The 21579-nt window shown below is 69.7% G+C and carries 28 protein-coding genes and 1 pseudogene; 13 read left to right on the forward strand and 16 right to left on the reverse strand.

The window, feature by feature from the left end; all coding sequences use genetic code 11:
* Positions 1-55: 55 nt before the first annotated feature.
* The 4 genes from ACFV2J_RS06040 to ACFV2J_RS06055 form a co-directional block, all read right to left on the reverse strand.
* Complete coding sequence (locus ACFV2J_RS06040) at positions 56-895, reverse strand: helix-turn-helix domain-containing protein (protein WP_385083269.1); 840 nt, start codon at positions 893-895, stop codon at positions 56-58.
* A 129-nt stretch (positions 896-1024) separates the two neighbouring features.
* Positions 1025-1201 (reverse strand): hypothetical protein, encoded by a 177-nt coding sequence (locus ACFV2J_RS06045; RefSeq protein ID WP_385437493.1) that lies wholly within the window; start codon positions 1199-1201, stop codon positions 1025-1027.
* A gap of 6 nt (positions 1202-1207) precedes the next feature.
* Positions 1208-2122, reverse strand: a complete 915-nt coding sequence (locus ACFV2J_RS06050; protein ID WP_385437495.1) for an NADP-dependent oxidoreductase — start codon at positions 2120-2122, stop codon at positions 1208-1210.
* A gap of 100 nt (positions 2123-2222) precedes the next feature.
* Entirely contained in the window at positions 2223-3287 is a 1065-nt protein-coding gene (locus ACFV2J_RS06055) for an alkene reductase (RefSeq protein WP_385083266.1), read from the reverse strand.
* A 249-nt stretch (positions 3288-3536) separates the two neighbouring features.
* On the opposite strand from ACFV2J_RS06055, the gene ACFV2J_RS06060 reads away from it, so the two are divergent.
* The 7 genes and pseudogenes from ACFV2J_RS06060 to ACFV2J_RS06090 all read left to right on the forward strand — a co-directional run bounded on the left by ACFV2J_RS06060 (position 3537) and on the right by ACFV2J_RS06090 (position 8395).
* Positions 3537-4136, forward strand: coding sequence for a MarR family winged helix-turn-helix transcriptional regulator (locus tag ACFV2J_RS06060; RefSeq protein ID WP_385083265.1), 600 nt, complete (start codon positions 3537-3539; stop codon positions 4134-4136).
* 243 nt (positions 4137-4379) lie between these two features.
* The gene (locus tag ACFV2J_RS06065) at positions 4380-5111 is read left to right on the forward strand and encodes a ferritin-like domain-containing protein (RefSeq protein WP_385091544.1); all 732 of its coding nucleotides are present in this window, start codon (positions 4380-4382) and stop codon (positions 5109-5111) included.
* 43 nt (positions 5112-5154) lie between these two features.
* Positions 5155-5381 (forward strand): annotated as a pseudogene (locus ACFV2J_RS06070) (hypothetical protein); the annotation flags it as partial.
* Between the two features lie 252 nt (positions 5382-5633).
* On the forward strand, positions 5634-6380 hold the full coding sequence (locus ACFV2J_RS06075; protein WP_385091547.1) for a hypothetical protein: 747 nt from the start codon (positions 5634-5636) through the stop codon (positions 6378-6380).
* On the forward strand, positions 6377-6751 hold the full coding sequence (locus ACFV2J_RS06080; protein ID WP_385091550.1) for a winged helix-turn-helix domain-containing protein: 375 nt from the start codon (positions 6377-6379) through the stop codon (positions 6749-6751). Before ACFV2J_RS06075 ends, ACFV2J_RS06080 begins: the two co-directional genes overlap by 4 nt.
* Positions 6752-6883: 132 nt before the next feature.
* Positions 6884-7150 (forward strand): DUF6959 family protein, encoded by a 267-nt coding sequence (locus ACFV2J_RS06085; RefSeq protein WP_385091553.1) that lies wholly within the window; start codon positions 6884-6886, stop codon positions 7148-7150.
* 621 nt (positions 7151-7771) lie between these two features.
* Positions 7772-8395, forward strand: coding sequence for a DUF6000 family protein (locus tag ACFV2J_RS06090; protein ID WP_385091555.1), 624 nt, complete (start codon positions 7772-7774; stop codon positions 8393-8395).
* A gap of 313 nt (positions 8396-8708) precedes the next feature.
* Here ACFV2J_RS06090 and ACFV2J_RS06095 read toward each other — a convergent pair whose 3' ends face one another.
* From ACFV2J_RS06095 to ACFV2J_RS06120, 6 genes are all read right to left on the reverse strand, one after another.
* Complete coding sequence (locus ACFV2J_RS06095; protein ID WP_385091558.1) at positions 8709-9185, reverse strand: hypothetical protein; 477 nt, start codon at positions 9183-9185, stop codon at positions 8709-8711.
* Positions 9186-9344: 159 nt separating this feature from the next.
* Positions 9345-9533: a hypothetical protein gene (locus ACFV2J_RS06100; RefSeq protein ID WP_385091561.1), complete on the reverse strand. Its 189-nt coding sequence runs from the start codon at positions 9531-9533 to the stop codon at positions 9345-9347.
* Positions 9534-9799: 266 nt separating this feature from the next.
* The gene (locus ACFV2J_RS06105) at positions 9800-10024 is read right to left on the reverse strand and encodes a cold-shock protein (RefSeq protein WP_385091564.1); all 225 of its coding nucleotides are present in this window, start codon (positions 10022-10024) and stop codon (positions 9800-9802) included.
* A 103-nt stretch (positions 10025-10127) separates the two neighbouring features.
* Complete coding sequence (locus ACFV2J_RS06110; protein WP_385091567.1) at positions 10128-10253, reverse strand: hypothetical protein; 126 nt, start codon at positions 10251-10253, stop codon at positions 10128-10130.
* Between the two features lie 297 nt (positions 10254-10550).
* Complete coding sequence (locus tag ACFV2J_RS06115) at positions 10551-11015, reverse strand: hypothetical protein (protein ID WP_385091569.1); 465 nt, start codon at positions 11013-11015, stop codon at positions 10551-10553.
* A gap of 296 nt (positions 11016-11311) precedes the next feature.
* Entirely contained in the window at positions 11312-12058 is a 747-nt protein-coding gene (locus ACFV2J_RS06120; protein ID WP_385091572.1) for a hypothetical protein, read from the reverse strand.
* Positions 12059-12331: 273 nt separating this feature from the next.
* Between ACFV2J_RS06120 and ACFV2J_RS06125 the strand changes: the two genes are divergently transcribed.
* Positions 12332-12472, forward strand: a complete 141-nt coding sequence (locus tag ACFV2J_RS06125) for a DUF6959 family protein (RefSeq protein WP_385091575.1) — start codon at positions 12332-12334, stop codon at positions 12470-12472.
* A 166-nt stretch (positions 12473-12638) separates the two neighbouring features.
* Here the strand turns inward: ACFV2J_RS06125 and ACFV2J_RS06130 are convergent, their stop codons facing one another.
* Positions 12639-13043 (reverse strand): peptidoglycan-binding domain-containing protein, encoded by a 405-nt coding sequence (locus ACFV2J_RS06130; protein WP_385091578.1) that lies wholly within the window; start codon positions 13041-13043, stop codon positions 12639-12641.
* 421 nt (positions 13044-13464) lie between these two features.
* Positions 13465-14403 carry an SMI1/KNR4 family protein gene (locus ACFV2J_RS06135; protein WP_385091580.1) on the reverse strand — a complete coding sequence of 313 codons (939 nt, stop codon included), beginning with the start codon at positions 14401-14403 and terminating at the stop codon, positions 13465-13467.
* 246 nt (positions 14404-14649) lie between these two features.
* Here ACFV2J_RS06135 and ACFV2J_RS06140 point away from each other — a divergent pair, with 246 nt between their 5' ends.
* Positions 14650-14955 (forward strand): 4a-hydroxytetrahydrobiopterin dehydratase, encoded by a 306-nt coding sequence (locus ACFV2J_RS06140; RefSeq protein WP_385091583.1) that lies wholly within the window; start codon positions 14650-14652, stop codon positions 14953-14955.
* A 5-nt stretch (positions 14956-14960) separates the two neighbouring features.
* Complete coding sequence (locus tag ACFV2J_RS06145) at positions 14961-15710, forward strand: class I SAM-dependent methyltransferase (protein ID WP_385437503.1); 750 nt, start codon at positions 14961-14963, stop codon at positions 15708-15710.
* Here ACFV2J_RS06145 and ACFV2J_RS06150 read toward each other — a convergent pair.
* Positions 15688-16158 (reverse strand): hypothetical protein, encoded by a 471-nt coding sequence (locus ACFV2J_RS06150; RefSeq protein ID WP_385094898.1) that lies wholly within the window; start codon positions 16156-16158, stop codon positions 15688-15690. The genes ACFV2J_RS06145 and ACFV2J_RS06150 overlap by 23 nt on opposite strands.
* Positions 16155-16607: a hypothetical protein gene (locus tag ACFV2J_RS06155; protein ID WP_385094907.1), complete on the reverse strand. Its 453-nt coding sequence runs from the start codon at positions 16605-16607 to the stop codon at positions 16155-16157. The genes ACFV2J_RS06150 and ACFV2J_RS06155 overlap by 4 nt, the downstream gene beginning before the upstream one ends.
* Before the next feature lie 135 nt (positions 16608-16742).
* On the opposite strand from ACFV2J_RS06155, the gene ACFV2J_RS06160 reads away from it, so the two are divergent.
* Positions 16743-17687: a helix-turn-helix transcriptional regulator gene (locus tag ACFV2J_RS06160; RefSeq protein ID WP_385094895.1), complete on the forward strand. Its 945-nt coding sequence runs from the start codon at positions 16743-16745 to the stop codon at positions 17685-17687.
* A 208-nt stretch (positions 17688-17895) separates the two neighbouring features.
* Here the strand turns inward: ACFV2J_RS06160 and ACFV2J_RS06165 are convergent, their stop codons facing one another.
* Positions 17896-18666 carry a phytanoyl-CoA dioxygenase family protein gene (locus ACFV2J_RS06165; protein WP_385094892.1) on the reverse strand — a complete coding sequence of 257 codons (771 nt, stop codon included), beginning with the start codon at positions 18664-18666 and terminating at the stop codon, positions 17896-17898.
* Positions 18667-18805: 139 nt separating this feature from the next.
* Here ACFV2J_RS06165 and ACFV2J_RS06170 point away from each other — a divergent pair, with 139 nt between their 5' ends.
* Both ACFV2J_RS06170 and ACFV2J_RS06175 read left to right on the forward strand, forming a co-directional pair.
* Positions 18806-19717 (forward strand): class I SAM-dependent methyltransferase, encoded by a 912-nt coding sequence (locus tag ACFV2J_RS06170; RefSeq protein ID WP_385094889.1) that lies wholly within the window; start codon positions 18806-18808, stop codon positions 19715-19717.
* A 164-nt stretch (positions 19718-19881) separates the two neighbouring features.
* Positions 19882-20583 (forward strand): SDR family oxidoreductase, encoded by a 702-nt coding sequence (locus ACFV2J_RS06175; protein WP_385094886.1) that lies wholly within the window; start codon positions 19882-19884, stop codon positions 20581-20583.
* A gap of 111 nt (positions 20584-20694) precedes the next feature.
* Here ACFV2J_RS06175 and ACFV2J_RS06180 read toward each other — a convergent pair whose 3' ends face one another.
* A complete protein-coding gene (locus ACFV2J_RS06180; protein WP_385094904.1) occupies positions 20695-21396 on the reverse strand; it encodes a glycoside hydrolase family 75 protein in 702 nt (233 codons plus the stop codon).
* Positions 21397-21579: the final 183 nt, after the last annotated feature.

Below are 21579 nucleotides of genomic sequence, written 5' to 3' on the forward strand. Positions count from 1 at the left end.
ACCTTCACGGGGTCCGACAGGACGGAAATGACTCAAACGGATCGTTGACCATTCGTCAAGACGCAAGTGACTGGAGGTATTTGACCGTCGCGGGATCGGCGGGCAGGAACGTCTCGATGGCCAGCTCGGAGACCGTCACGTCCATCGGGGTGTTGAAGGTGGAGATGGACGACACGAACGACAGGATCCGCCCGTCGTGCTCGATCCGCAGCGGCAGCGCGAAGTGGGCAACCGGTTCGGTGGCCTCGGTGCCCGCCGGCTCCGGATCCGAGGGCGGTACGGGGTACGCGGCCACCTCCTCGTACAGCGCGCGCAGCGGCTCGGAACGCCGCAGGGCGATCTGGCGCTCCATCTGCGCAAGCAGGTGATCCCGCCATTCCCGGAGGTTGCGGATGCGCGGGGCCAGGCCCTCGGGGTGCAGGGTCAGCCGCATCACGTTCAGCGGCGGCGCGAGCAGCGACTCGGGGAGGCCGTCGAGGAACATGGCGACGCCCCGGTTCGCGGCGAGCACGGTGTACGTGGCGTCGACCACCAGCGCCGGGTAGGGCTCGTAGCCCTGGATCAGCCGTTCCACGCCCTGACGCACCGCGTCCATCGCCGGGGCGTCCAAGGGGGTTTCCGGGTAGTGCGGGGCGTAACCGGCCGCCAGCAGCAGCGCGTTGCGTTCGCGTACCGGCACATCGAGGTGTTCGGCCAGCCGCAGCACCATCTCCTCGCTCGGACGGGAGCGTCCCGTCTCGATGAAGCTGATGTGCCGGGCGGAGGATTCGGCCCGCAGTGCCAGCTCCAGTTGGCTGACCCGGCGCTGCTCCCGCCAGCCGCGCAGCAGCGGGCCGACACCTTTGCCGGTGTGCGGAGTTGGGGACGGGTGGGGACCGGACGTGACCATGGGCATACGGCGACCGTAGTCGAGGAGGCGCCGGACGGGGGCCGCCGCCGCGGGGGATGTCCGGGCGGAACGAGGTGTTGAGCCGGGGTCGCCCGGGAACGTCGTGCGGTTTCTCGCCCCCGCCGCCGTTACCCGTCACCCTCCCTTCCTGTGCTGCCGGTCGAGGAAGCCGGTGATCAGCCGCTGCCGCACCTCGGGGCGTTCGGCCAGGGGCAGGTGGCCCGTGCGGATCTCCACGAGCCGGCCGGCTGCGGCCCGGGCCGCCTCGCCACCTCGGGCGGCGAGGCGGCGGCACAGGAGTTCGGGACACACGGAGGTTCAGGGAAGGAGAACGGCCTTGCCCTTGTTGCGGCGGGCCTCGATGTCCCGGTGGGCGGCGGCGGCCTGGTCCAGCGGGTACGTACGCCACACGGGCAGGTCGAGTTCGCCGGCCGCGGCCAGCTGAACCAGCTCGACCAGCTGCGGCAGGGAGTCCTCGGCCTGGTCGACGCTGCCGGCGCTGAAGCGGACTCCGTGCTCGGCGGCCGACATGTCCGCGATGGTGAGCACACGCGCGCTGTCGCCGGTCAGGGCGACCGAGTCGGCGAGGACACCGGCGCCGGACGCGTCGAGGACGAGGTCGACTCCCTCGGGGGCCGCGGCCTTCACCCGCTCCGCCCAGCCGTCGCCGTAACGGACCGCGCGGGCGCCCAGCGCGGTGAGGCGCTCGACGTCGTGCTCGCCGACGGTTCCGACGACGGTGATGCCGCGGGCGACGGCCAGTTGTACGGCGATGGTGCCCACACTGCCCCCGGCGCCGTGGACGAGCAGGGTCTGGCCGGCCCGCGCGTCCAGCTGCCGCAGGACACGGGACGCGGTCTCGCCGACCGTGACCAGCGACGCGGCGACCTCCCAGGACAGGGCCGGGGGCTTGGCCACCGGCCGTACCAGCAGGGCGTACTCGGCGTAGCTGCCGCCGACGGCGAATCCGAGGACCTCGTCCCCGACGGCCGCACCGGCTCCCTCGCCGACGGCGTCGACGACACCGGCCGCGTCCAGGCCCGGGACCACGGGGAAGCGTGCCGGCACGGCCTGTGCCATCAGCCCGGACCGGACCTTGAGGTCCAGGGGGTTCACGGAGGCGGCCCGCACCCGGATCCGGACCTGGCCGGGCGCGGGCTCCGGCGGGGTGACCTGTGACGGCCGCAGCACCTCGGGCGTGCCGTACTCGGAGAAGGCCATTGCTTTAGACATCGAAATCTCCTGGGGAGGTGTGAGAAGGAAGGGAGGGAGGCGACCGCACGTGCTGTGACGAGGTGTGCGGCTGCCTCGGCGCGGCCGGCGCGGCCGGCTCTCAGGCGGTGAGGGTCGGGTAATCGGTGTAGCCGCGGTGGTCGCCGCCGTAGAAGGTGGCCTGGTCGGGGTCGTTGAACGGGCCGCCGGAGGCGAGGCGCCGGGGCAGGTCGGGGTTGGCCAGGAACAGCGCCCCGTAGGCCACCATGTCCGCGCTCCCGTCCTCGATCAGCCCCAGCGCGCCGGGGCCGGTGACGTCGGGGTGGGTGAAGGGGTTGAGCACGAACGTGCCGGGCCAGACCTTGCGCAGCCGCGGGGTCAGCTCGCGGTTCGGCCCCTCCATCAGGTGCAGGTAGGCCAGGTCCAGGCCGGCGAGCCGGTCCAGCAGGGCGATGTAGACCTCGTCCGGGGTGTCCTCGGAGATGTCGTTGAACCGGTTCCCGGGCGAGATCCGCAGCCCCACCCGGTCGCTGCCGATCGCCTCGGTCACGGCGGTGACGACCTCGACGGCGAAGCGGATCCGGCCCTCGACGGTGCCGCCCCACTCGTCGGTGCGGCGGTTGGTGTTGGGCGCGAGGAACTGGTGGATCAGATAGCCGTTGGCACCGTGCACCTCCACGCCGTCGAACCCGGCCTCGACCGCGTTGCGGGCGGCGTCGGCGAAGTCGGCGACGGTCTGCCGGATCTCCGCCGCGCTCAGCTCCTTCGGTGTCACGAACTCCTTCGGCCCCTCATGGGTGTAGACGCGTCCCTCGGCGGCCACGGCCGACGGCCCCACCGGCACCGCCCCGTCGGGCAGCAGGCTCGGGTGACCGACCCGGCCGGTGTGCATCAACTGCGCGAAGATCGCACCGCCCTCGCGGTGCACGGCGTCGGTCACCGCCCGCCACGCCCGCACCTGCCCGGGCGTGTGCAGACCGGGGGTGTCGGGGTAGCCCTGGCCGACCGGCGAGGGCTGGATGCCCTCCGTGACGATCAGCCCGGCGGTGGCGCGCTGCGCGTAGTACGTCGCCATCAGCTCGGTCGGCTCGGCGCCGTAGGCACGGCTGCGGGTCATCGGGGCCATCACGAGGCGGTTGGCCAGGCGCTTGCCGCCCAGGGCGATCGGATCGAAAGCAGTGGTCATGGGCCTTCTCCTGCGGTGAGTAATGCTCCGCGGCCGGGCTCTCACGAGCCCGCACCAGCAGATGCCTGTCCGAACAAGTAAATCACCTGTCCGAACAGGTAACTGCCTCGAATCCATTCCCGCTCGCCCATGTGAAGCACGCGACACCTTGCTACCTGCCGGTAAATGTCCTGGTCGCGGCGTAGATGTCACCAAGGATCGCGTGGAGAGGTAGGCTTATGCTGCCCAAGCAGGAAAGTGGAGGTTCCGATGACGCAGTCCACGCCGGAAACCGGGGAGGGTCTCGCGGGGGCGGGGCAGGAGGTCACCGTCCCGGTACCCGCCGCGGCCGGCGCCGGCCCGGTCAGTCACGCGATCTTCCGCCTGGCCCGTCTGCACCGCATGTTCGCCGGACAGCTGCTGCGCCGGATCGGCCTGCATCCGGGCCAGGAGCTGGTGATGATGCACCTGTGGGAGCTCGGTCCCCAGAGGCAGGCCGACCTCGTACGGCTGATGGACTCCGACGCGGCCACCATGACCCGCACCGTCCGGCGCCTGGAGGAGGCCGGGTTCGTCCGCCGCCGCCCCTCGCCCACCGACAGACGCGCCTCGCTCATCGAACCCACGGCGGCCAGCCGTGCGCTGCGCCGCGAGGTCGAACAGGTCTGGAGCCACCTGGAGGACCTCTCCACGGCGGGCCTCTCCGCCGACGAGCGAACGGCCGCCCTGCACACCCTCGAACGCCTGGAACACAACCTCGTCCAGGCCGCCGCCGGTCCCGACGGGGCGTGCGAGAAGAATCAGCACACCGACGACCCGGGTGGCAGCAATGCCCCGGCGAGCAATGCCCCGGCGAGCAAGGGCAACTGATCACCCGTCAGCGACTGTCCGTCCTGTCGTCGGGACCCCGGATTCCCGCCGTCGCACGGTCCCTGGCCGGCTGCTTCCCGCCCGGCCCGCCGCTCGACGCCACGCCCGCCCCCACGCGTTGACAGGTCACCCGCACGGCGCGTGCGACCCGCGGCGTACCCGACGAGAGTGGAACGGTTCGGTGTCCGTACGCGTCGTCCCTCTCCGGGACACGGAGGCCGTGTCCCGGAGAGGGGAGACCGGGTGCGGACCGAAGACTTCGCCAAGTGGACAAGGCGGTTCGAGGACGAGCGCGAGCGCAGGCGCGCCCAGGGCGATCCGGACTGGGGGCAGGGTGCGACGCTGCATCCGGCGGTGTGGGCCGGCGTCCAGCGCTTCCAGGTCGGCGAGGACGGTGACGGCGCCAACCTCGTCGGCAAAGCGGACCAGGCCGGCGACGCCGACTACGCACAGGCGGTCCGCCTCTTCGTCGCCGAGGAACAGAACCACGCCCGTCTCCTCGCCCGGTTGCTGGCCGCGGGAGGCGTACCGACGTTGACCGGGCACTGGAGCGACGCGGTGTTCGTACGGCTGCGGCGGCTCATGGGTCTGCGCATGGAACTGCTGGTGCTGATGATCGCGGAAGTGGTGGCGCTGCGCTATTACCGGGCCTTGCGCGACGGCACCGACGACCCGCTCACCGTGGAGGTGGCGGGACGGATCCTGTCCGACGAGCAGCGCCACGTCCCGTTCCACTGCGAGCGACTGCACGCCTCCCTGGCGGAGCTGCCTCGCGCGACGCGCCGCCCGGTCATGGCCCTGTGGCGGCTCCTCCTGCTGGCGGTCACCCTCGTCGTCGCCGCCGACCACGGTCCGGCACTGGCCCGACTCGACATCGGGCGCCTGCGGTTCGTGGCCGATGTCATGGCCTCGTCCCATGCGGTGGTCTCCGCGGTGCTGGTGCCCAGCCCGGACGCGTGGATGAGCGCAGGCTGACGACAGACGGTGCCTTGCTGCCCGCAGTGCCTTTCAGGCTGCGAGCGGCGGCACCGTGCGCCCTCCTCACGGGGGCGCTGGAAGACGCTGTCCACAGGTCAGCAGGCCGTGAACCGCTCGCACGCGAAGATCCGCGCATGCGTCGGACAGCCCATGGCCACCCTCAAGACCCGGCGACTCCTCTACGAGCTCCGCTGCTCCAGCGTGGCGAGCGCGAGGCCGATCCGCCCGCGATCGCGCACAGCCGGGCTCGCCTCTCGGCACCGATGACACAAGTGTCGCGCGGTCGCTGATCGCCCTTGGAAGGCCTTCCGGTGTTGCCGAGACGCGACTTACTCTTGATTGCCATGTACTTTGTGTTGCAAAGTTAGATCTGGTGGGCGATCAACTGGATGTGCGCGCAAGGGCGTTGCCACGCGCCGGCCGCAAGGGGGACAGATGGGGACATCAGCGCCGGGCAACGCGGGATCGGAACCCAGGACGGCCGCGGCCGCCTTGTTGACTTCGACGGAAGGCCTCCGGGTGAGGACCATCGCGCAGACCAAAGGAGCATGGACTCCTCTCCTTGGCTTCGGGCTCCTTGCGCTGGCGGCCGTTCCGATAGCCCGGTACGCCTTCAACTTCGGAGCCCACGGGCGTTCGATCGGCTCCTATCCGGCCTTTGCCTACGCCGAACTGACCGGCCTGTGTGTCGTCCACGAACCAGGAACACCGTGTTTGAAAGGCGAGTTCGACGGAGCCGTCCTGCGCTTCGCGGCATGGGGCGTGTGGTTCGCGCTCCTCCCCGTGGCATGGTTCGCCCTCGCCCGCTGGTATCGCCTGCGCGGCGAGGTCAGGGGCGTCGTCCCCCGACGTGGCATGTGGGTCCGGGTGAGTGCCGCGTCCGCCATTGTGATCACGACAGCTCTGATGTCGCTCCTGTTCGGCAAGGACCAGTCGTGGGAGGCCGTGCTGCTGGAGAACAGCTACGCCTCCCCCTGGTACGTGGTCGGCATCGGACTTGTCGCCGTCGGAATTGCCGAACGCAGCTGGATCGCCGCGGCGGCCGGCACCGCTCACGCCCTGCTGCTCACGGGCTATCTGGGAGCCTCCTGGGGCAGTGGATGGCTTCCCTGGCGGCACCCAGCCCACCCCGGCTGGGCCGACGGGCCGCAGGTCAAGGCCCTGCTGCTCGCTGCCGTCCTGCTCCTCGCCGGTCTGTACGAGTGGACAGCGGTCCGCCGCTGCGGTGCGCCCGGTGACGCGGTCGCGGGTACGGTCGTCCCATGAGCGTCGAAGACTCGACCGCTACGCAGGACGACCAAGAGGAACCGCATCCGACCCAGACGCTCGACGACACCGTCCACCAACGCGTGCGGCTCGGTATCCTCACCGTTGCCCGCGAAGTCGAGCGGGTCGAGTTCGGCTTCCTCAAGAAGCAACTGGCCGTCACCGACGGAAATCTCTCCCGGCACCTGAAGGTGCTGGAGGAGTGCGGATTGATCACCGTGGAGAAGGGGTACGTCGGTCGTCGCCCCCGAACGTGGGTAGCCCTCACCCGCGAGGGTTCGCAGGCACTGGACGCCGAACTCCGCGCCCTACGCGCACTCGTGCTCCGCCTTGAGGCTCCTCTCCCCATACCCGGCACCCTCGACGAGTGATCCCCCAGCAGTTGGATCGAGTGGCTCTCAAACGGCTCTCGCGCCCCTACCGGTACGGCGCGTGTGATCGCTCAAGGCTGCCTGTGCACAACATCGTTGATGTCAGCTGGTCATGTCAGGTTGGATGGTCCGATGGAGCGTATCGAGGCGGAACTGTTCACAGAGGGTGGCAACGACGCCGTGGTTCGTATGCCCGGCAGGCGGTTCCCCGGGGTCCTGGTGCAGGGCGACTCACTCCACATCCTCCGCGGCGACGTGGCCGCGGTGGTGGAGGCAAGCGACCGAGGCGACCTGGATGAAGCTCGGGAGTCCGCCCGCCTTCTTCTGGCGAACCTGGATGCGCTGCTGGCCCGGTACGAGGCTGCGTTGGCCGAGCACGAGATTCCGCGGCCGTACTGAGCTTCCGGGCCGTCAGCTCGGGAAGCTGCGGTCATTTGACGGCGGCCTGGGCGCTGACCTGGATGAACAGGTTAGGTGCCGCCTCGTCGGAGGCGCCGGCTTTCACCGTGATTCCCCGTTGTCCCCCGTTCGGTCCGGTGAGCTTGTGGTGCGGGGATGAACGGAACACAGTCGAGGGGGCCGGGTTCGCAGGGTGGGTTGTCAGTGGCCACGACTATGGTCTTGGACGCGCGGTCGGCTTCCGAGGTGTCCAGCTCTGTAGAGCAGCTGCATCCCCGGTCCTGTCTGGGGGCGGCCCGGGGCAACCCGGGACCTAACCGACGGTCGGGCTTCGTCGATGGCCAAGAGAGACCTGTCAGCGCCGGCCGCGCACCAATCAGCGCCACGCGTCGACCACATGCGCACGCTTTCCAACTGGGTTGGTGGTGTGCGTCGTTCGGGGGCGTTCGCCTGGGTTCATGGGCGGTTGGCTGCAGGTGCCGGGACGGTTCCGAGTCTTGCCTGAACGGCCGTGAACAGGGCCGCATGAGATGGGAACTGAGACGGCCGGGGCCGCAGGGTTGAGGCGCCCGACCTGCCAATTTGCTGGTCTGACACCTTCGTCCATACGAGGATGCTGCCGTGCGCCGCGCAGACGAAGAGGAAGAGTCGCTCAAGTTGATTCGCCGTTACGTCACGCCCGACCGGCGGTACCTCAAACTTGGCGGCAGCCTTCTCGGGATGAGCGGACGCGACCGGACCAATTTCCTCCGCAAGCTGGGCCGTGCGGCCGGGGAGATCAGTCCTCGTGAACTGGACACGCTGCTCGATGGAGGGTGGCGCGAGCGCAAGACGGCAGCCTGGCTCGTCGCCGTGGCCGGCAGATCCGCGTTCCGGGATCGTCTCGGTGAATTCCTGCTCGCCAGTGAAGGGCCCTATGCGGGGCAGGCGTACTGCGTCGCTCTGGCCATCTTCGGCACCAGGGCTGACGCTGACTTCCTGGTCGCTTACCTCGACCGCTACCTGCGGCACCCCGACCTCTGCTACGACCAGACAGCCGCCCTCGGCGCGCTTCTGCTGCTCGACGCCAAGCTCGGTGCTGACAACACGGCCCGGTTCCTCGCGCCTCACGGACTCTGGCAGCAGTGGATCGACGGGCCGCCCAGCAAAGACCGCGAGGCACCCGGCAGCTACCGACAATTCATTGGCGATCTCTGCGCTTTCGCCGATGAGGCTGCCGAGCACTGCCCCGGCAGGCTGACATGAGCCCTCCGCTGAGGTGATCACCACCATCGCCCGGCGCGTTGTGACCTCACCTTGCGAAGTTCTTGTGCTTGTCCCTTCGTTGCCTTCGCGACTTGGAGGAGAGGCCTCTCCGACTGGCCGGTCGCCGGCGCCTTTCCGCTTTGCGTCACGGGCGGGACCTCCTCGGAACGACAGCTCCAGCTCCCGGGCAAGCTACCTTTCGCCGGCCAGTTTGCTGCGGCCGTAGGCGTTGACCGGGCCGGTCGTCCCGCAGCTCGAACCGATCGCAATGGGGATACCTGTCCCCGAGGGTTTCTTCTTGCCTTGGGACCAATCAGTGTGCAGCTCCGACGCTGCTGACCCAGACACCGAAGGGCGTGATCTCCGGCTCGGTCTCCTCCGGGAAACTCTGCACGTCGTCGAGGTCCGACCAAGCGATGCAGCCTGGCTCGCTGTCGGCCAGAAATCCCGCGACGACCGGACCCAGATCGTCGGAAGGCACATAGGCCCCATTGAACGGCAACGCGTCCGGGGGCACAGAACCGGTCGAGCACCGAAGCTGCCCTGCCTGTTGGTCGTGCCACACGTAGAACGTCGCCACTCCGGGAAAATCCATATCGCGAATGCGTTCCCGGATGGCGGCAGCAGTCCGTTCGAAGGCTGCCACGACCTCGGCGACCGACAGCGAACTTCTGTCCTCGTCCGTCGCACCCAGCGACCAGGTGTTGGTCTCCCACTCCACCCTTCGGTCAGCCGGCTCCAACACCAAGGGTTCGTCCGCTACTTCGTCGATCCGGGTCAACAGCACCACAGCAGTATCCCTGTACAGCTCGACCCGAGAACCACGGAGAGAAACACCGTCCTGGTGCGTCGTCGACCCGAGCAGGCCGCGGCCTGGCAGGCTCTGACGGGGGCCCCGGGACCTCAACTTGGGAACCGTGCGTCATGGGCGAGCAGTGCTCGGTACCGCCTATCGCTTCTGCGCGCGGTAGCGCTTCATCAGCGTGGTGATCCGCCCTAGGTCTGCCTGACCATTGAGCTCGGTCAGGAGATCGTCAGGGCACAACTCGTAGAGATCGCCCCACCATCGGCGACCTCGGTTGTCCCAGATGCGGTAGCCACCTGGCACCCCTCTGGCAACGTAACGTCTCCTGCTCACTGTCCCCTGCTCCCCGCGCAATTCGTACTGTTCTTCCTACTCGTCCCTGGCGCAGACCATACGGAGGCTGGGGCTGTCCGGCCAGGGAGGGCACGGGTTGCCGCTGGCCATCGCTTCGGGAGTTCGATCGATGGGGTGTTACTGCTTGCCGCGGCAAAGGCTGCGGCGCCGCCGCGGACCGCAGGGGACCGTGGTCGTGCGCCACCACGGACGGGGGGACAGGCCCCCAGGGCGGCACCACCGGCATCCTCACAGTCAGGGGGACGTCAGGCAGGCCGAGGCACGATGCTCACCGCGCGGTAGTCGTACCCGTCCTGCTGGAAGCCAGGAGCTTCCCAGGTGAGGTCAACCTGCTGTCCGGGCGACAGCGTGCGGAAGCCGGTCAGCTGGATGTCGGAGTAGTGGCCGAAGCAGCCGCCGGGGGTCTCGGGGGAGTCGAGCACGCCCCACCCCTCCTCGTCGTTCCACTCGCGGACTGTCGCAGTCACCATGGGCGGCAGCCTACGGGTTTCGTCTGCGCGGGCGCACGTGGTGCCTCAGGGCGGGAAGCTGCGATCATGTGCGGCTGGTTGGTTCGTCGACCGGGGCGAGCGGTCATGCCGCGGCACTGTCGGCCGCGGTGGCTTTCACCGTGATTCCCCGCTGTTCCCCGCCGGGACTGGTGCGGTAGTGGTGCGGGTGACCGTCGAGTGTCGTGCCGTCGTCATAGCTCGTCGCCACGGATTCCGGCGCAACCGCCTACGGAAGGGCCGCGTCGGCGCAGGATCATGGTTGGCGTCGTGCCAGAGCTGACGCAGGTGCCTGAACTCGTGGGCTCGCCCCGTATCTGAATCCTGCGCCGTCTCCTCCCAGAAGCGGTCGAATGGCGGTGGAAGGTTGGAGTGCGCACAGCAGTTCAGGGGCTGCGGGCTCGTGCGTCCGGTGGTCGTCGTTGGTCGCCATCGGCCACCGTTGAGCGGCCTCGGACGGCCGCAGGGACGGCCCAGGACTCGCCTGTGACGAGGACACAGAGGTGGCCTACTGCACGTCTCCGGAGGCCAACATGATGAAGCGCTCCAACGAACGTACGGCTTCGTCGTCCCTGGCGCGGAGCTGCTCGGCGCTTACGGCTCGATGCATGGCGGCAGCGGCTTCCAGCGCGCCGCGAGACGATTCGATCAGCGCTGGGTCACTGGTGACGAGTTGAACTTGGATGCCGACATGGTGCGCGATTCCCCTGGCCCGATAAGCCTCTAGGACTGCCTCGGATCCCCCGTTATCAGGGCTCCCGTGATCGCTGTGCCATCGCCTGTACTGGCATCTCCTGAACTCGGTCACAGCTCCGGCGAACTCGCTGTAGACCGCCATGCGCTCTGACCTCACCTCCCTCTGATGAGCAAGATTCTCCGCTTGCTTCGAAGACTTGAGTTGAAAGAGGTACGTCGCGGCTGAACCGAGCAGCGCGCCCAGCACTGCAACGAGAACTGGTACGGCACTGTCCATGAAGCCAGAACACCACCACGCGTCGCGTCGTTGGAAGAGCCGGGCCTGCAACGGCGCCCCGATACCAAGCCAGGGCTGGCACTACACACTCAGCTTGGGAAGCTTGGGTTCTCGGCGGGAGGCTGCTTGGCCGACCTGCGGCGGAGCGGGCGCGGAGCCTGGCTGATCGGTGGCCTGGTCCCCGCCGTTCTCCGTTGTCGCCCGCCCGATTTGGCATGGATGTGGCACGCGCGACCTTGGGGCGGTGTGTCTCTCACCTGCTGCCATGGTTCGTAGGTGTGCCGTGCGTGTATCGGTCAGAAGGGAGGTTCGAGATCGCCGCGGCCATCGCTGTGCGGCCGCCGGTACTCGGCCTCCTCCGAAAGAGGCTCCGAGCCGGGCGGATTGTGGCCCCATGCTTCGAGGGCCCTCCACGCGAGGCGACGGTTGGGGTCGTTGCTGCTGGTGTCCAGGATGCGGCGTGCGTGCACGGCGAGGTGATCACGGTGCCCGGCGAGCGCGGGGTGTTCGGCGAGGACGAGCGCGGCGATGACGGCGGCTTCCCGCACATCCGCGTGGCTGTCATGCAGGAAGGGCGCGACGGCCCTGTAGAGCATCGGCCGCAGCTCCCGGAAGGCTGCCACGGTGGTGCCCGGGGAGAGGAAGCCGGGGAAGTACTCCTCGTTGCGGGCGACGATCTCGTCGGAGGCGTCCTGAAACGTGGAAGCCAGCCAGCCCAACAACGCCGCGCGGATGGGGATGTCGCGAAAGGGCCGTCGCGTCAGGGCCGCCGGGTGGGTGAGGATGCCGGCGACGTACATGACGGCGGGGGCGGTGGCTTCGTAAATGGTGTTCTGGTGGCCGACCAGCTCACCCAGCTCACACAAGGTGGTGACCTGAACCTTGGGATCGGGCTCCAAGAGTTGCGTCAGAACCTTGGGAAGACCCTCACCGGACCCGAAAGCCGTCTGGAGCGAACCCCAGTCGGTCTCCGCCAGGACAACCTGGTAGGGCGGCAAGGCAGGCTCGAGGGGCGCCCCGGCATGGGAACGACTGTGGATCACGGGCCAAACCTAGACCAGACTTCTGACACCATCCCCCTCCACACCAGTCACTCGGTCTGCGGTCCTGCCGCGTGGCGACCCGAAAGCAGGTGAGGGCCCAGAGACGGCTCCAGCACAGCGACAAGCCCCCTACCGACGGAAAACCCGCGGGTAAGGGGCTTGATCAGTGCGTGCTACTTCTTCTTGGCCTGGGTCTTATCGGGGATCTCGAGACCCTGGAACTTTGCAGGTCAGGGCGCTGATCAGCCATGACTCAGAGGTCGTCATTGGTCGTTGTCGCCGCACGTTGAGGCAGAGCTGTTCACTGACGGCGGGAACGATGCTGTGGTCTGCCTGCCCGGCCGCCGCTTCCCCGCACTGCTGACCCGCTACTCCACGGCGTTGGAAGAGCACCAGATTCAGCGGCCGTACTGAGTGGCGGGACCCTCAGCTCGCACCGTTCGCCCGCGTTCACGGGCGGTTGACCGCCGAGGGCGGGAGGGCTGCCGGGCTCGTCTGAACGGCCCTCAACCCGGCTGGATGAGAAACTGAGACGGACGTGGCTCTTCTGGCGGGGTGGGATGACCTATCCGAGGAGGCGCTACCTCACCCGTTGGCAGCCGCGGTACCAGGAACTCGGATAGTGCTTGATCGCACGCCGGGTGTTCGGGCCGTAGACGCCGTCATCCTGGGTCCCGGCCTGGCGCTGCGCGTACTTCAGAGCATCCCTGGTGGCTCGGCCGAAGACGCCATCGGCGACGATGGTTGACCCATAGCACTTTCGAAGCGTGCGTTGTAGGGCCCGGACGCCCTCGCCGGTGTTCCCGACAAAGAGCAGACAGTCCACTCCCGACCCTGCGGCCGGCACGATCGCGCGCTGGTAGTTTTTGGCGTGGTCGCACGTTCCTGCAGCGTTTGCCGTGGTGGCGCCCACAACGATGACGCCGCCAAAGGTACTGACGAGGAGCGCGAGCGCGGTAGCAGACCGAGCGATCTTGTTCGGCATATTGGCCCCCTTGTTTGAGACCTCTAATCCAATCGGATAAGCCAGGTCAGCACAGAGTGCGAAGCCAGGCGCTCGGTTCGTACAGGCGGCGCCCGAAGCAGAGGCTCAGAGCAGATCCTGCAAGTGCGCTCCACCTGCCATGCAATCTCCAGGCTGCCTGGTACCTCTTTCGCACCAACTGCGTTTCGTGCAAGCACCGGAGGTATGGGACCCAAGCTTTGGAAGCTGGGGCGCTCTACGCTCAGTTGGTGGGCTGGACCGGGCGAACGGCTGATGCGCGGACTTGGAGTCTCGGTTGCCCTCACCGTCGGTCCCCGCTGTTTCCCGCTCGATCCGGTGCGCCTGTGGTGCGGAGTCGTGTGATGCTCAGCGGTTCGCCTTCCTGAGTTCCTGGACGCGGAGCCCCGTGGTCAGGCCGGCCTCACCGCCCCTGCGCTGTCAGGGAAAGGCCTTCGGTAGTTCCGGGACGTCGATCTGTCGCAAAGACCGGTCCCGTGTCTCCACCACCGCTTGCAGACACGGACGCTCCATGCCTCACCACGCGCATCGTGGACCCCCCTAGCACTGGCCGCGTAGCAACGGGCCCGAGCCCCATGAGGTGCCGGTCCGTCGACGTGCCGGGCAAGGCGGCCTCAGCGGACCCAGGGGCCGGGAAGTTCTTTGCGCACGATTCGAGATCAGCCGCCGTGCGTCCGCGTGCGTGGATCCAGGAGTGGTCCTGGATCCCATCTCTGCGTACCAGCCGGCCAGGTGCCGAGAACCAGGGCACAGGCGAGTCGCCCTCGCCGGCCCACAGGGGATGGTCCGGCAGGTCCACCCGGGCATAGCTCTCATGCAGGCTCGGCAACAGTGATTCCGGCAGCTCGCAGGCGTCGTAGAGACGGAGGTCGTCCGCTCCGAAGAGCGACTCGCTCAGCACGAGTTCCACCCATGCGAGGGACACTTGATCGAGGAACGGCACCGAGCCGTCCCGAGACTCCACCAGGACCGGCGGATCGTCCTGCTCGATCTCGGCCAGGGGGATTCCCCAGAAGGCGCAGTCCTGGTTCTCCTGGCGGAAGACCAGGAGGCCGCCCACACCGTCGGCGACGTACAGCCCCGTCGCCGGCACCAGGGGGTCCTGCCGTCGGGTCAGGTCCTGTCGGCGCCCGAACAGCGAGTACCCCTCACGAAGGGCAGCCGGGAGTTCGAAGCCCAGCTCGGCTTCGACGGCGGCCAACTCGCCCTCGCCGCAACCGTCTGCCGGCTCCAGCGGCCGGCCCATCCACGCGTCGGCGAACCAGCGCACGAAGTCCCAGGCGTGTGTCCGGGAGCGCACCCCGCCTCGCAGCGCCACCGAGACATCAGGACCGTCGAGCACGCTGAGGACACTACCGCCCGCGGCTCCGCGGCGAAGTGTGGGCCATGCTCTCCAAGTTCAAGAGCATGCAACTTCGGAGCTGAGGTGGAAGAGCGGAGGCGAGAGAGGGCGGAGACCCCGCTCGAGCCAAGCCCGCGTACCACCGCAGACACGGGGAACCCAGGTGATGAGACCCGGCGTGAGGGCTGTGGCACGCTGAGAAGCCGCTCGCCCGAACCCCGCACGCCGTACCGAAGGAGCCACGTCATGCCCGTCGAACCCCTGTCGCAGAAGGAGATCGAGGCGCGTCTGTCGGACCTGCCCGGCTGGTCGCTCGACGGTGACCACCTCACCCGCTCCTACCGCCTCGCCTCACACTCCGCCGCCACCGCGATGGTCGTGCACATCGCCCAGGTGCAGGAGGAACTCGACCACCACTCCGACCTCACACTCGGGTACGACACGATCAGCCTCAGCGTGAACACGCACAGCGTCGGAGGCGCCGTCACCGACCTCGACCTCGCGCTCGCCCGCCGGGTGGAGGACCTCGCCCCGGGCCACGGCGCCGTCTGACCGGCATGCTGGACTACGAGAAGGAGGCCGCCGACTACGACGCCGCCCGCGGTGGTGAACCCCGCGCCGAGGCGGCCGCGAAGGCGGTGCTCGGCCTCGTCCCCGAGGAAGCGCGCGACCTGCTCGACACGGCGTGCGGTACCGGAACGGTCACCCGCCGCCTCGCCTCCGCACGCCCACGGCTGCGGGTGACAGGCGTGGACGCCGCGCACAGCATGACCCGGATCGCCGCGGCGCGGCTCCCCGGCTCGGTGGTACGCGCCGACAGTCGCCGACTGCCGTTCCCCGACGGCTCGTTCGACGCCGTCACCAGCATATGGCTGCTGCATCTGGTCGACAGCGGCGCGGACGTCCGGGGCATCGTCGCCGAGTGCGCGCGGGTGTTGCGTCCGGGCGGGGTGTACGTCACCACCGTCGACAAGGCCGCCGCGCACGACGTGGGCAGCGACATCGACGCCGTACTCGCCCCGCGACCGCGTCGGTCCGCCCGGGACGCGGCGGACCGGGTGACGGCGTACGCCGGCGAGTACGGCCTCGTCCCGGCCGGGCGGAGCCGGTTCTGGGGCCACGGGCAGGGCCGCAGTCCGCGCGGAACGGTGGCGGACCTGCGGCGCGGCTGGTTCACCCGGCTGGCGCCCGGCGATCCGCTGACGGAGCACTTCGTCACGCTGCTCGAAGCGCTGCCCGGTCAGGACGTATCCCGCCCCGATCCGCGGTTCGCGCTGCGTGCGTTCAGGAAGGCGCCGGCCGGGTGAACTCCATGACCCAGTTGGTCACCCAGGTGCTCTCCCCGTCCACGGAGAAGGCCTGTTCCCAGCGGGCCGTGGCCGGTGAGATCCCCGACCACACGAACCGCACCCGCACGTCCTTCCCGTCGTACGTGTCGTCGCCGTGGAACACCCCGCGTCCGTCGCCCCCGAACACCCCGGTCACCGGCGGGAAGAGCTTCCCGGTCCGGCTGGAGGACCAGTTCAGCGACCACACCCGCGCGACGGGGTCGAACAACCGCAGGGTGAGCCCCTTCCAGCCCTGACCCGGCACCGTCAACTCGTCGACGTTCGCGGCCGCGTCGAACAGGCTCCAGCAGTGGCTCGTGGCCGGGAACTCCTCCCAGTCGCTGCCGTCGTCGAGGAAGTCCGCCCGGCGCCGGTTGTGGACGTTCCAGTCGCCGTGCAGGAAGTCGAAGTCGTGCGGGCCGCTCATGAACGGTCTCCTGTCGTGCCCTCGGGAAGCGAGTCGGCGAGGTAGGCGGCGAGGTCGGGGACCCTGGGGGAGAGCAAGTGCCGTACCCAGGCGTCGCGTTCGTGCAGGATCGGCGGCAGTTCCCAGACGCAGCCGATCCAGGGCATGGCGAGCGTCCCGAAATGGGTGGGGTCCCGGTCCGGGCAGCCCAGCACCGGCTGGCCCGCCGCCGCGCCCCGGAAGTGCAGGACGTTGTCCCACACCCAGCTGTACGCGTTGAGGTAGGCGCCGTCGTCGCCGCCCCGGTGCAGGACGACGAACGTCGCGGGCGGGGTGCCGTCCGGCTCCGGGAGGAGCGCGGGCAGCAGCGCGTACGCCGCCCTCTCGACGTCGGGCGCGATGCCCGCCGGGTCGGCGGTGACGTGATAGCGCTTGATCCACCGCCCGGCCACCTCGATGGGCGGCGGCACGGTCAGCAACTTCTCCCTGAAACCGGTGGGGGCCGTGGCCTCCGTGGTGTCCGTGGTGTCCGTGGCGTCCGTGGACGCGGGGGTCGTCGAGGTCATGGCAGGACGGTAGAGGCGGTCCCCTGACATCCTGTGTCAGTGAAGTCGAGCCGTCTGGTGTCCATTCTTCTGCTGTTGCAGACACGCGAGCGGATGACGGCCGCCCAGCTCGCCGAGGAGCTGGAGGTCTCGGTGCGGACCGTCTACCGGGACGTGGAGGCGCTGCACGCCGCCGGCGTGCCGCTCTACGGGGACGCGGGTCACGCGGGCGGCTACCGGCTGCTGGACGGTTACCGCACCCGGCTCACCGGACTCACGGCCGGCGAGGCCGAGGCGCTGTTCCTCGCGGGCGTGCCCGGACCCGCCGCCGAGCTCGGGCTCGGGCGAGTCCTCGCCGCCGCCCGGCTGAAGGTCCGGGCCGCCCTCCCGCGTGAACTGCGGGCCCACGCCGACCGGATCAGCGACCGCTTCCACCTGGACGCGCCGGGCTGGTACGCGGACGGCGACGACACCCCGTACCTCCCGGCCGTCGCCGACGCCGTCTGGAACGGCCGCGTCCTGAGCGTCCTGTACCGGCGATGGCGTGAACCCACCGATGTGCGGCGCCGCATGGAGCCGTACGGTCTGGTGCTGAAGGCCGGCCGCTGGTACCTGGTCGCCGGGCCGGGACCACGCACGTTCCGCGTCGACCAGATCCTCCAACTCGACCTGACCGGTGAGGAGTTCACGCTCCCCGCGGACTTCGACCTGGCGGCGTACTGGACGGCGTACCAACGGGACTTCCTCGGCCGGCTGCGGCGGGGCGAGGCGGTGATCCGGGTGGCCCCGGGGACCCGGCTCACCGGCGCCGCGGGTGACGCCCTGGCGCGCGGCGGCGTGCGGGAGCGGGACGGTTGGACCCGGGTCACCGTGCCGATCGAGTCCGTCGACCGTGCCCATGACGAGTTCCTCGCCCTCGGAGCCGGGATCGAGGTGCTGGAGCCCGCCGCACTGCGGGACCGGATCGCGGAGACGGCGACCGCGCTCGCCCGTCTGTACGCGTAGAGGCCGCCCGAACCGGGGCGTGTGTGTGCCTGGTTCCTCCTCGCGGCTCGGAGGGTGGGGGGGCAGCGACAGGCCCTGAACCGGACGGCATGTCCGGCGCGCCGCCGCACGCTCCGCTGTCCGGGCACTGGTTCTCGGCGCGGTTCCAGCAGCGGATGACGAACGCGTATCCGCCGCCGTAGGACGTTGACCCGGTGATCTGCCGGGGTCAGGCCTCCTGGGTCAGCCCCCGGCGGATCGCGGACTCCACCGCCGAGTAGCCGCCGTCCGCCCGCTCCAGTTCGTGGGGCACCGTCGGGTACAGAGGCGGCTGCGCCATGAGACGGGGGCGCGTGCCGTGGTGCGGCTGCGCCGCGTGCACCAGGAAGGGGTGGCAGAGGTACACGTCGCCGGGCCGCCCGGTGGCCAGGGCGAGCGGGCGGTGCGCGGACGCCTTCGCCACCTTCGGACCGAGTTCGAGGAACGAGGCGCCCGCCTCGCCGTACGGCGCCAGGACCGGCGGCACGTCGAGGTGCGAGCCCACCCTGATACGGGTCGGGGCGTCGTCCTCGGTGACCTCGCTGAACAGGAAGAGCATCAACAGCGCCCGGCCCCGTGAGGCCAGGTTGGAGTGGTACAGCGACTGGCCGTCGGGGAGATAGCTCCCCTCGATGTGCCAGCCCGCGTCGTCCGGCTCGTCCGGGTGCGGGAACCGCAACGGGAAACTGCCCAGCGCGTAGCGTGGCTGCCAGCGGCCCTCGCCGACCAGCAGGTCGAAGGCCCGGTGCAGTACGGGGGAGTTGGCCGCCGCGGCGAACGGACCCTGCGCCATGCTGCTCACCCAGCGCACGGGGTCCTCCCAGGTGCCGGGGTCGTCCGGGTCGTACCCCGTCTCCTTCCACAGCAGCCGCGCACCGTCCTCGGCGACGCGCGGCGGGAAGGCGCCCTCGATCCTCACGAAACCGTCGTCGAGGAACCGCTCCACCATGTCGTCGTCCATGGGGCCATGCTCGGGGAAGGCCCGCCCCGGGCGCATCGGGTTTTCCGAGCGCCGGATTTGCTGTTCGAGCAACATCGTTCGCCGTTTCCGGGAGCGGTGGAGCACGCTGTGCACGAATCCGGACGAGAGGCCCCTCACCATGGCGCACGACCACGACCACGAGAACACCCACCGGCACGGCCACGGGAACACGCCGCGGCACGCCCACGACCACATGGACTTCGCCGACATGGTGCCCATGCTGGAGCAGGAGGCGGAGCTGTTCAGCCCGCTGTACATCGAGGCGGCGGCCTGGCTGCGGGAGCAGCGGCCCGAGACCGGGCTGATAGTGGACGCGGGCAGTGGCCCCGGTGTCATCTCCTGTCTCCTCGCGGACGCGTTCCCCGCGGCGCGGGTCGTCGCCGTGGACGGGGTGGAATCCCTGCTGGAGCGCGCCCGCGCCCGGGCCGGGCGGCTCGGCGTCGGTGACCGCTTCAGCACGGTGCGGGCCGACCTCGCCGACGGGCTGGGGGAGGTGGAGTACCCGGCCGACCTGTTGTGGGCCAGCAGGTCCCTGCACCACGTGGGCGACCAGGGTGCCGCGCTCGCCGGTTTCGCGCGCGCTCTCGCGCCCGGCGGGACCCTCGCCCTCCTGGAGGGCGGTCTGCCCCCGCGCTACCTCCCGCGCGACATCGGGATGGGCCGCCCCGGTCTGCAGTCCAGGATCGACGTGGTCCACGACGAGTTCTTCAGCCGGATGCGGGCCGAACTGCCCGGAGCGGTGGCGGAGACCGAGGACTGGCCCGCCCTGCTGACGGCGGCCGGTCTGCGCCACACGGCGACCCGGACCTTCCTCGTCGATCTTCCCGCCCCGTTGTCGGACGAGGCCCGCGCCTTCGTCGTCACCGCCCTCACCCGCCTGCGCGACGCGCTCGGCGAAGGGCTCGACCCGGACGACCTCGCCACCCTCGACCGGCTCCTCGACCCGCAGGACAAGGCGGGCGTGCACCACCGCCCGGACGTGTTCCTGCTCACCGCGCACACGGTCCACGTCGCGGTGAAGCCGGAGTGACCCGGCCGGCGGGCATGCGTCCGGCCGTCCGGGACGCCGGCGTCCCGCACGGTCCGGAGGCCGGCAAGGCGTGTCGCCCGCCGTGCCGCCGCGGTCGTCCTTGACTTCGAGAGCGCTTCAAGTGATGTACTCCCGCTGTCGATCGGACTCATACGGGGGTATTGATGAACGACTCGCCTGTCGCGCTCGTCACCGGTGGTGGAAGCGGAATCGGTGCCGCGGTCGCGCGACAACTGCTGGACGCCGGGCACCGGGTGACGGTCACCGGGCGGGGCGCGGAGCGGCTGCGTGCCTTCGCCGAGGAACTCGGCAGCCCTGAGGGGCTGTTGACGGTCGTGGGCAACGCGGCCGAGTACGACCAGGTGCGGGCGGCGGTCGAGTCGACGCTCAAGGAGTTCGGCCGCCTGGACACCGTCGTCGCCAACGCCGGTTTCGCCACGCACGACTCCGTGGCCGGGGGCGACCCGGCCGGCTGGACGGAGATGGTGCTGACCAATGTGCTGGGTCCGGCGTTGCTGATCAGGGCCTCGATCGACGCTCTCAAGGAGACGAGGGGCCGGATCGTGCTGGTCGGGAGTGTGGCGGGCCACGTCCACACACCCGGCAACATCTACGGGGCCACCAAGTGGGCCGTGACCGGACTCGCCGAGAACGCCCGCCGGGAGGTGACGGAGTTCGGTGTCGGCGTGACCCTGATCTCGCCGGGCCGGGTGGAGACACCGTTCTGGGACAGCCACGGGAGCCTTCCGCCCGGCGATCTCCTGACGGCCGATCAGTTGGCCGAGTCGATCGTCTGGGCGATCGGCCGGCCGGCGGGCGTCGATGTGAACACCGTGGTGGTACGGCCGATCGGCCAGCCCAACTGACGGACGCGGAGGCCCCCTTCGGGGCGGAGGCCGGCGATCTGTTCGTGTTCGACGGGTGGGCGCCGCACCGGCCCACGACACCCACGCCCACCCGTCGAGTCTGTGTGGGCCTCAGTTGGCCTGGAGGAACTGCTTCGCCAGGGAGTCCCCGAGCGACACGGCCGCGGTGTGGCTCTCGATCGGCGACACCTGAGAGTTCTTGAACAGGATGTAGGTCACGCCGGAGTCCGCGCCGCCGGTCTCCGGGTCGGGGTCGATGCCGAGGGCCTTGGCCGTGGCGTACGAGGCCTCACCGATGATCTGCGTCGGCCCGGTGTCGCCCACGACGGCGTACTCGACCTTGTTGTTGTAGATCACCGCGACGACCCCGCCGCCCTTGATCCCGTAGCTCGTGTACTTCCAGATGCTGCTGGTGCTGGGAACCACGACGTACGGCAGCGACTCGGCCCGCAGCGGCTTGCCGTCGGACTGGTGGAAGGCGGTGTCGTCCTGGAACCAGGGGTCGGCGTCGCCGTTGCACTGGGCGGTGACCTGGCCGTCGCAGTCGATGTCCATGTCGGCCTTCCAGAACACGGCACCGTTCTTGCCGCACACGGGGACGGTGGCCGAGGTCTCGTCGTCGGTCTTGTACTTGCCGCTCGATATCTGCGAACAGGACGTCACCTTGGCGAGCAGGGCGGACGCGCTGACCGAGCCCTCCTGGGCGGAGGCGGGGGAGGCGGCGCGGGACGGGGCGGCGGTCGCCGGGAGCGCGGCGGTGGCGAGGAGCGCGGCACCGGCGACGGCCGCGAGGGTCAGTGTTCGAGAGCGCATGTGGGGGACCCCTCTGTTAGGAAAGTTTCCTTACCGGGTTGCCGTACAAGGTGGCCCTGTTTGCATGACCCCGTCAAGGCCTTCGGCGGAGTTGGTCCGGTCCAGGAATCAGGTCGGGGTGCGTTCCGGGGGCTGACGCCGGTTCAGGGGGTCGGAAAGCCGCCGGCCCGGACACGCGCGGCG

It is taken from the genome of Streptomyces sp. NPDC059668 (genome assembly GCF_042734135.1).
In the GTDB taxonomy this organism is placed as follows: Bacteria; Actinomycetota; Actinomycetes; order Streptomycetales; family Streptomycetaceae; genus Streptomyces.

Bases quoted from the DNA above. Each gene is read 5' to 3' on its own strand.
- ACFV2J_RS06040 (WP_385083269.1), bottom strand. From the start codon at position 895: ATGCCCATGGTCACGTCCGGTCCCCACCCGTCCCCAACTCCGCACACC.
- ACFV2J_RS06050 (WP_385437495.1), bottom strand. From the start codon at position 2,122: ATGTCTAAAGCAATGGCCTTCTCCGAGTACGGCACGCCCGAGGTGCTG.
- ACFV2J_RS06055 (WP_385083266.1), bottom strand. From the start codon at position 3,287: ATGACCACTGCTTTCGATCCGATCGCCCTGGGCGGCAAGCGCCTGGCC.
- ACFV2J_RS06060 (WP_385083265.1), top strand. From the start codon at position 3,537: ATGACGCAGTCCACGCCGGAAACCGGGGAGGGTCTCGCGGGGGCGGGG.
- ACFV2J_RS06080 (WP_385091550.1), top strand. From the start codon at position 6,377: ATGAGCGTCGAAGACTCGACCGCTACGCAGGACGACCAAGAGGAACCG.
- ACFV2J_RS06085 (WP_385091553.1), top strand. From the start codon at position 6,884: ATGGAGCGTATCGAGGCGGAACTGTTCACAGAGGGTGGCAACGACGCC.
- ACFV2J_RS06105 (WP_385091564.1), bottom strand. From the start codon at position 10,024: ATGGTGACTGCGACAGTCCGCGAGTGGAACGACGAGGAGGGGTGGGGC.
- ACFV2J_RS06115 (WP_385091569.1), bottom strand. From the start codon at position 11,015: ATGGACAGTGCCGTACCAGTTCTCGTTGCAGTGCTGGGCGCGCTGCTC.
- ACFV2J_RS06130 (WP_385091578.1), bottom strand. From the start codon at position 13,043: ATGCCGAACAAGATCGCTCGGTCTGCTACCGCGCTCGCGCTCCTCGTC.
- ACFV2J_RS06140 (WP_385091583.1), top strand. From the start codon at position 14,650: ATGCCCGTCGAACCCCTGTCGCAGAAGGAGATCGAGGCGCGTCTGTCG.
- ACFV2J_RS06145 (WP_385437503.1), top strand. From the start codon at position 14,961: ATGCTGGACTACGAGAAGGAGGCCGCCGACTACGACGCCGCCCGCGGT.
- ACFV2J_RS06150 (WP_385094898.1), bottom strand. From the start codon at position 16,158: ATGAGCGGCCCGCACGACTTCGACTTCCTGCACGGCGACTGGAACGTC.
- ACFV2J_RS06165 (WP_385094892.1), bottom strand. From the start codon at position 18,666: ATGGACGACGACATGGTGGAGCGGTTCCTCGACGACGGTTTCGTGAGG.
- ACFV2J_RS06170 (WP_385094889.1), top strand. From the start codon at position 18,806: ATGGCGCACGACCACGACCACGAGAACACCCACCGGCACGGCCACGGG.
- ACFV2J_RS06175 (WP_385094886.1), top strand. From the start codon at position 19,882: ATGAACGACTCGCCTGTCGCGCTCGTCACCGGTGGTGGAAGCGGAATC.
- ACFV2J_RS06180 (WP_385094904.1), bottom strand. From the start codon at position 21,396: ATGCGCTCTCGAACACTGACCCTCGCGGCCGTCGCCGGTGCCGCGCTC.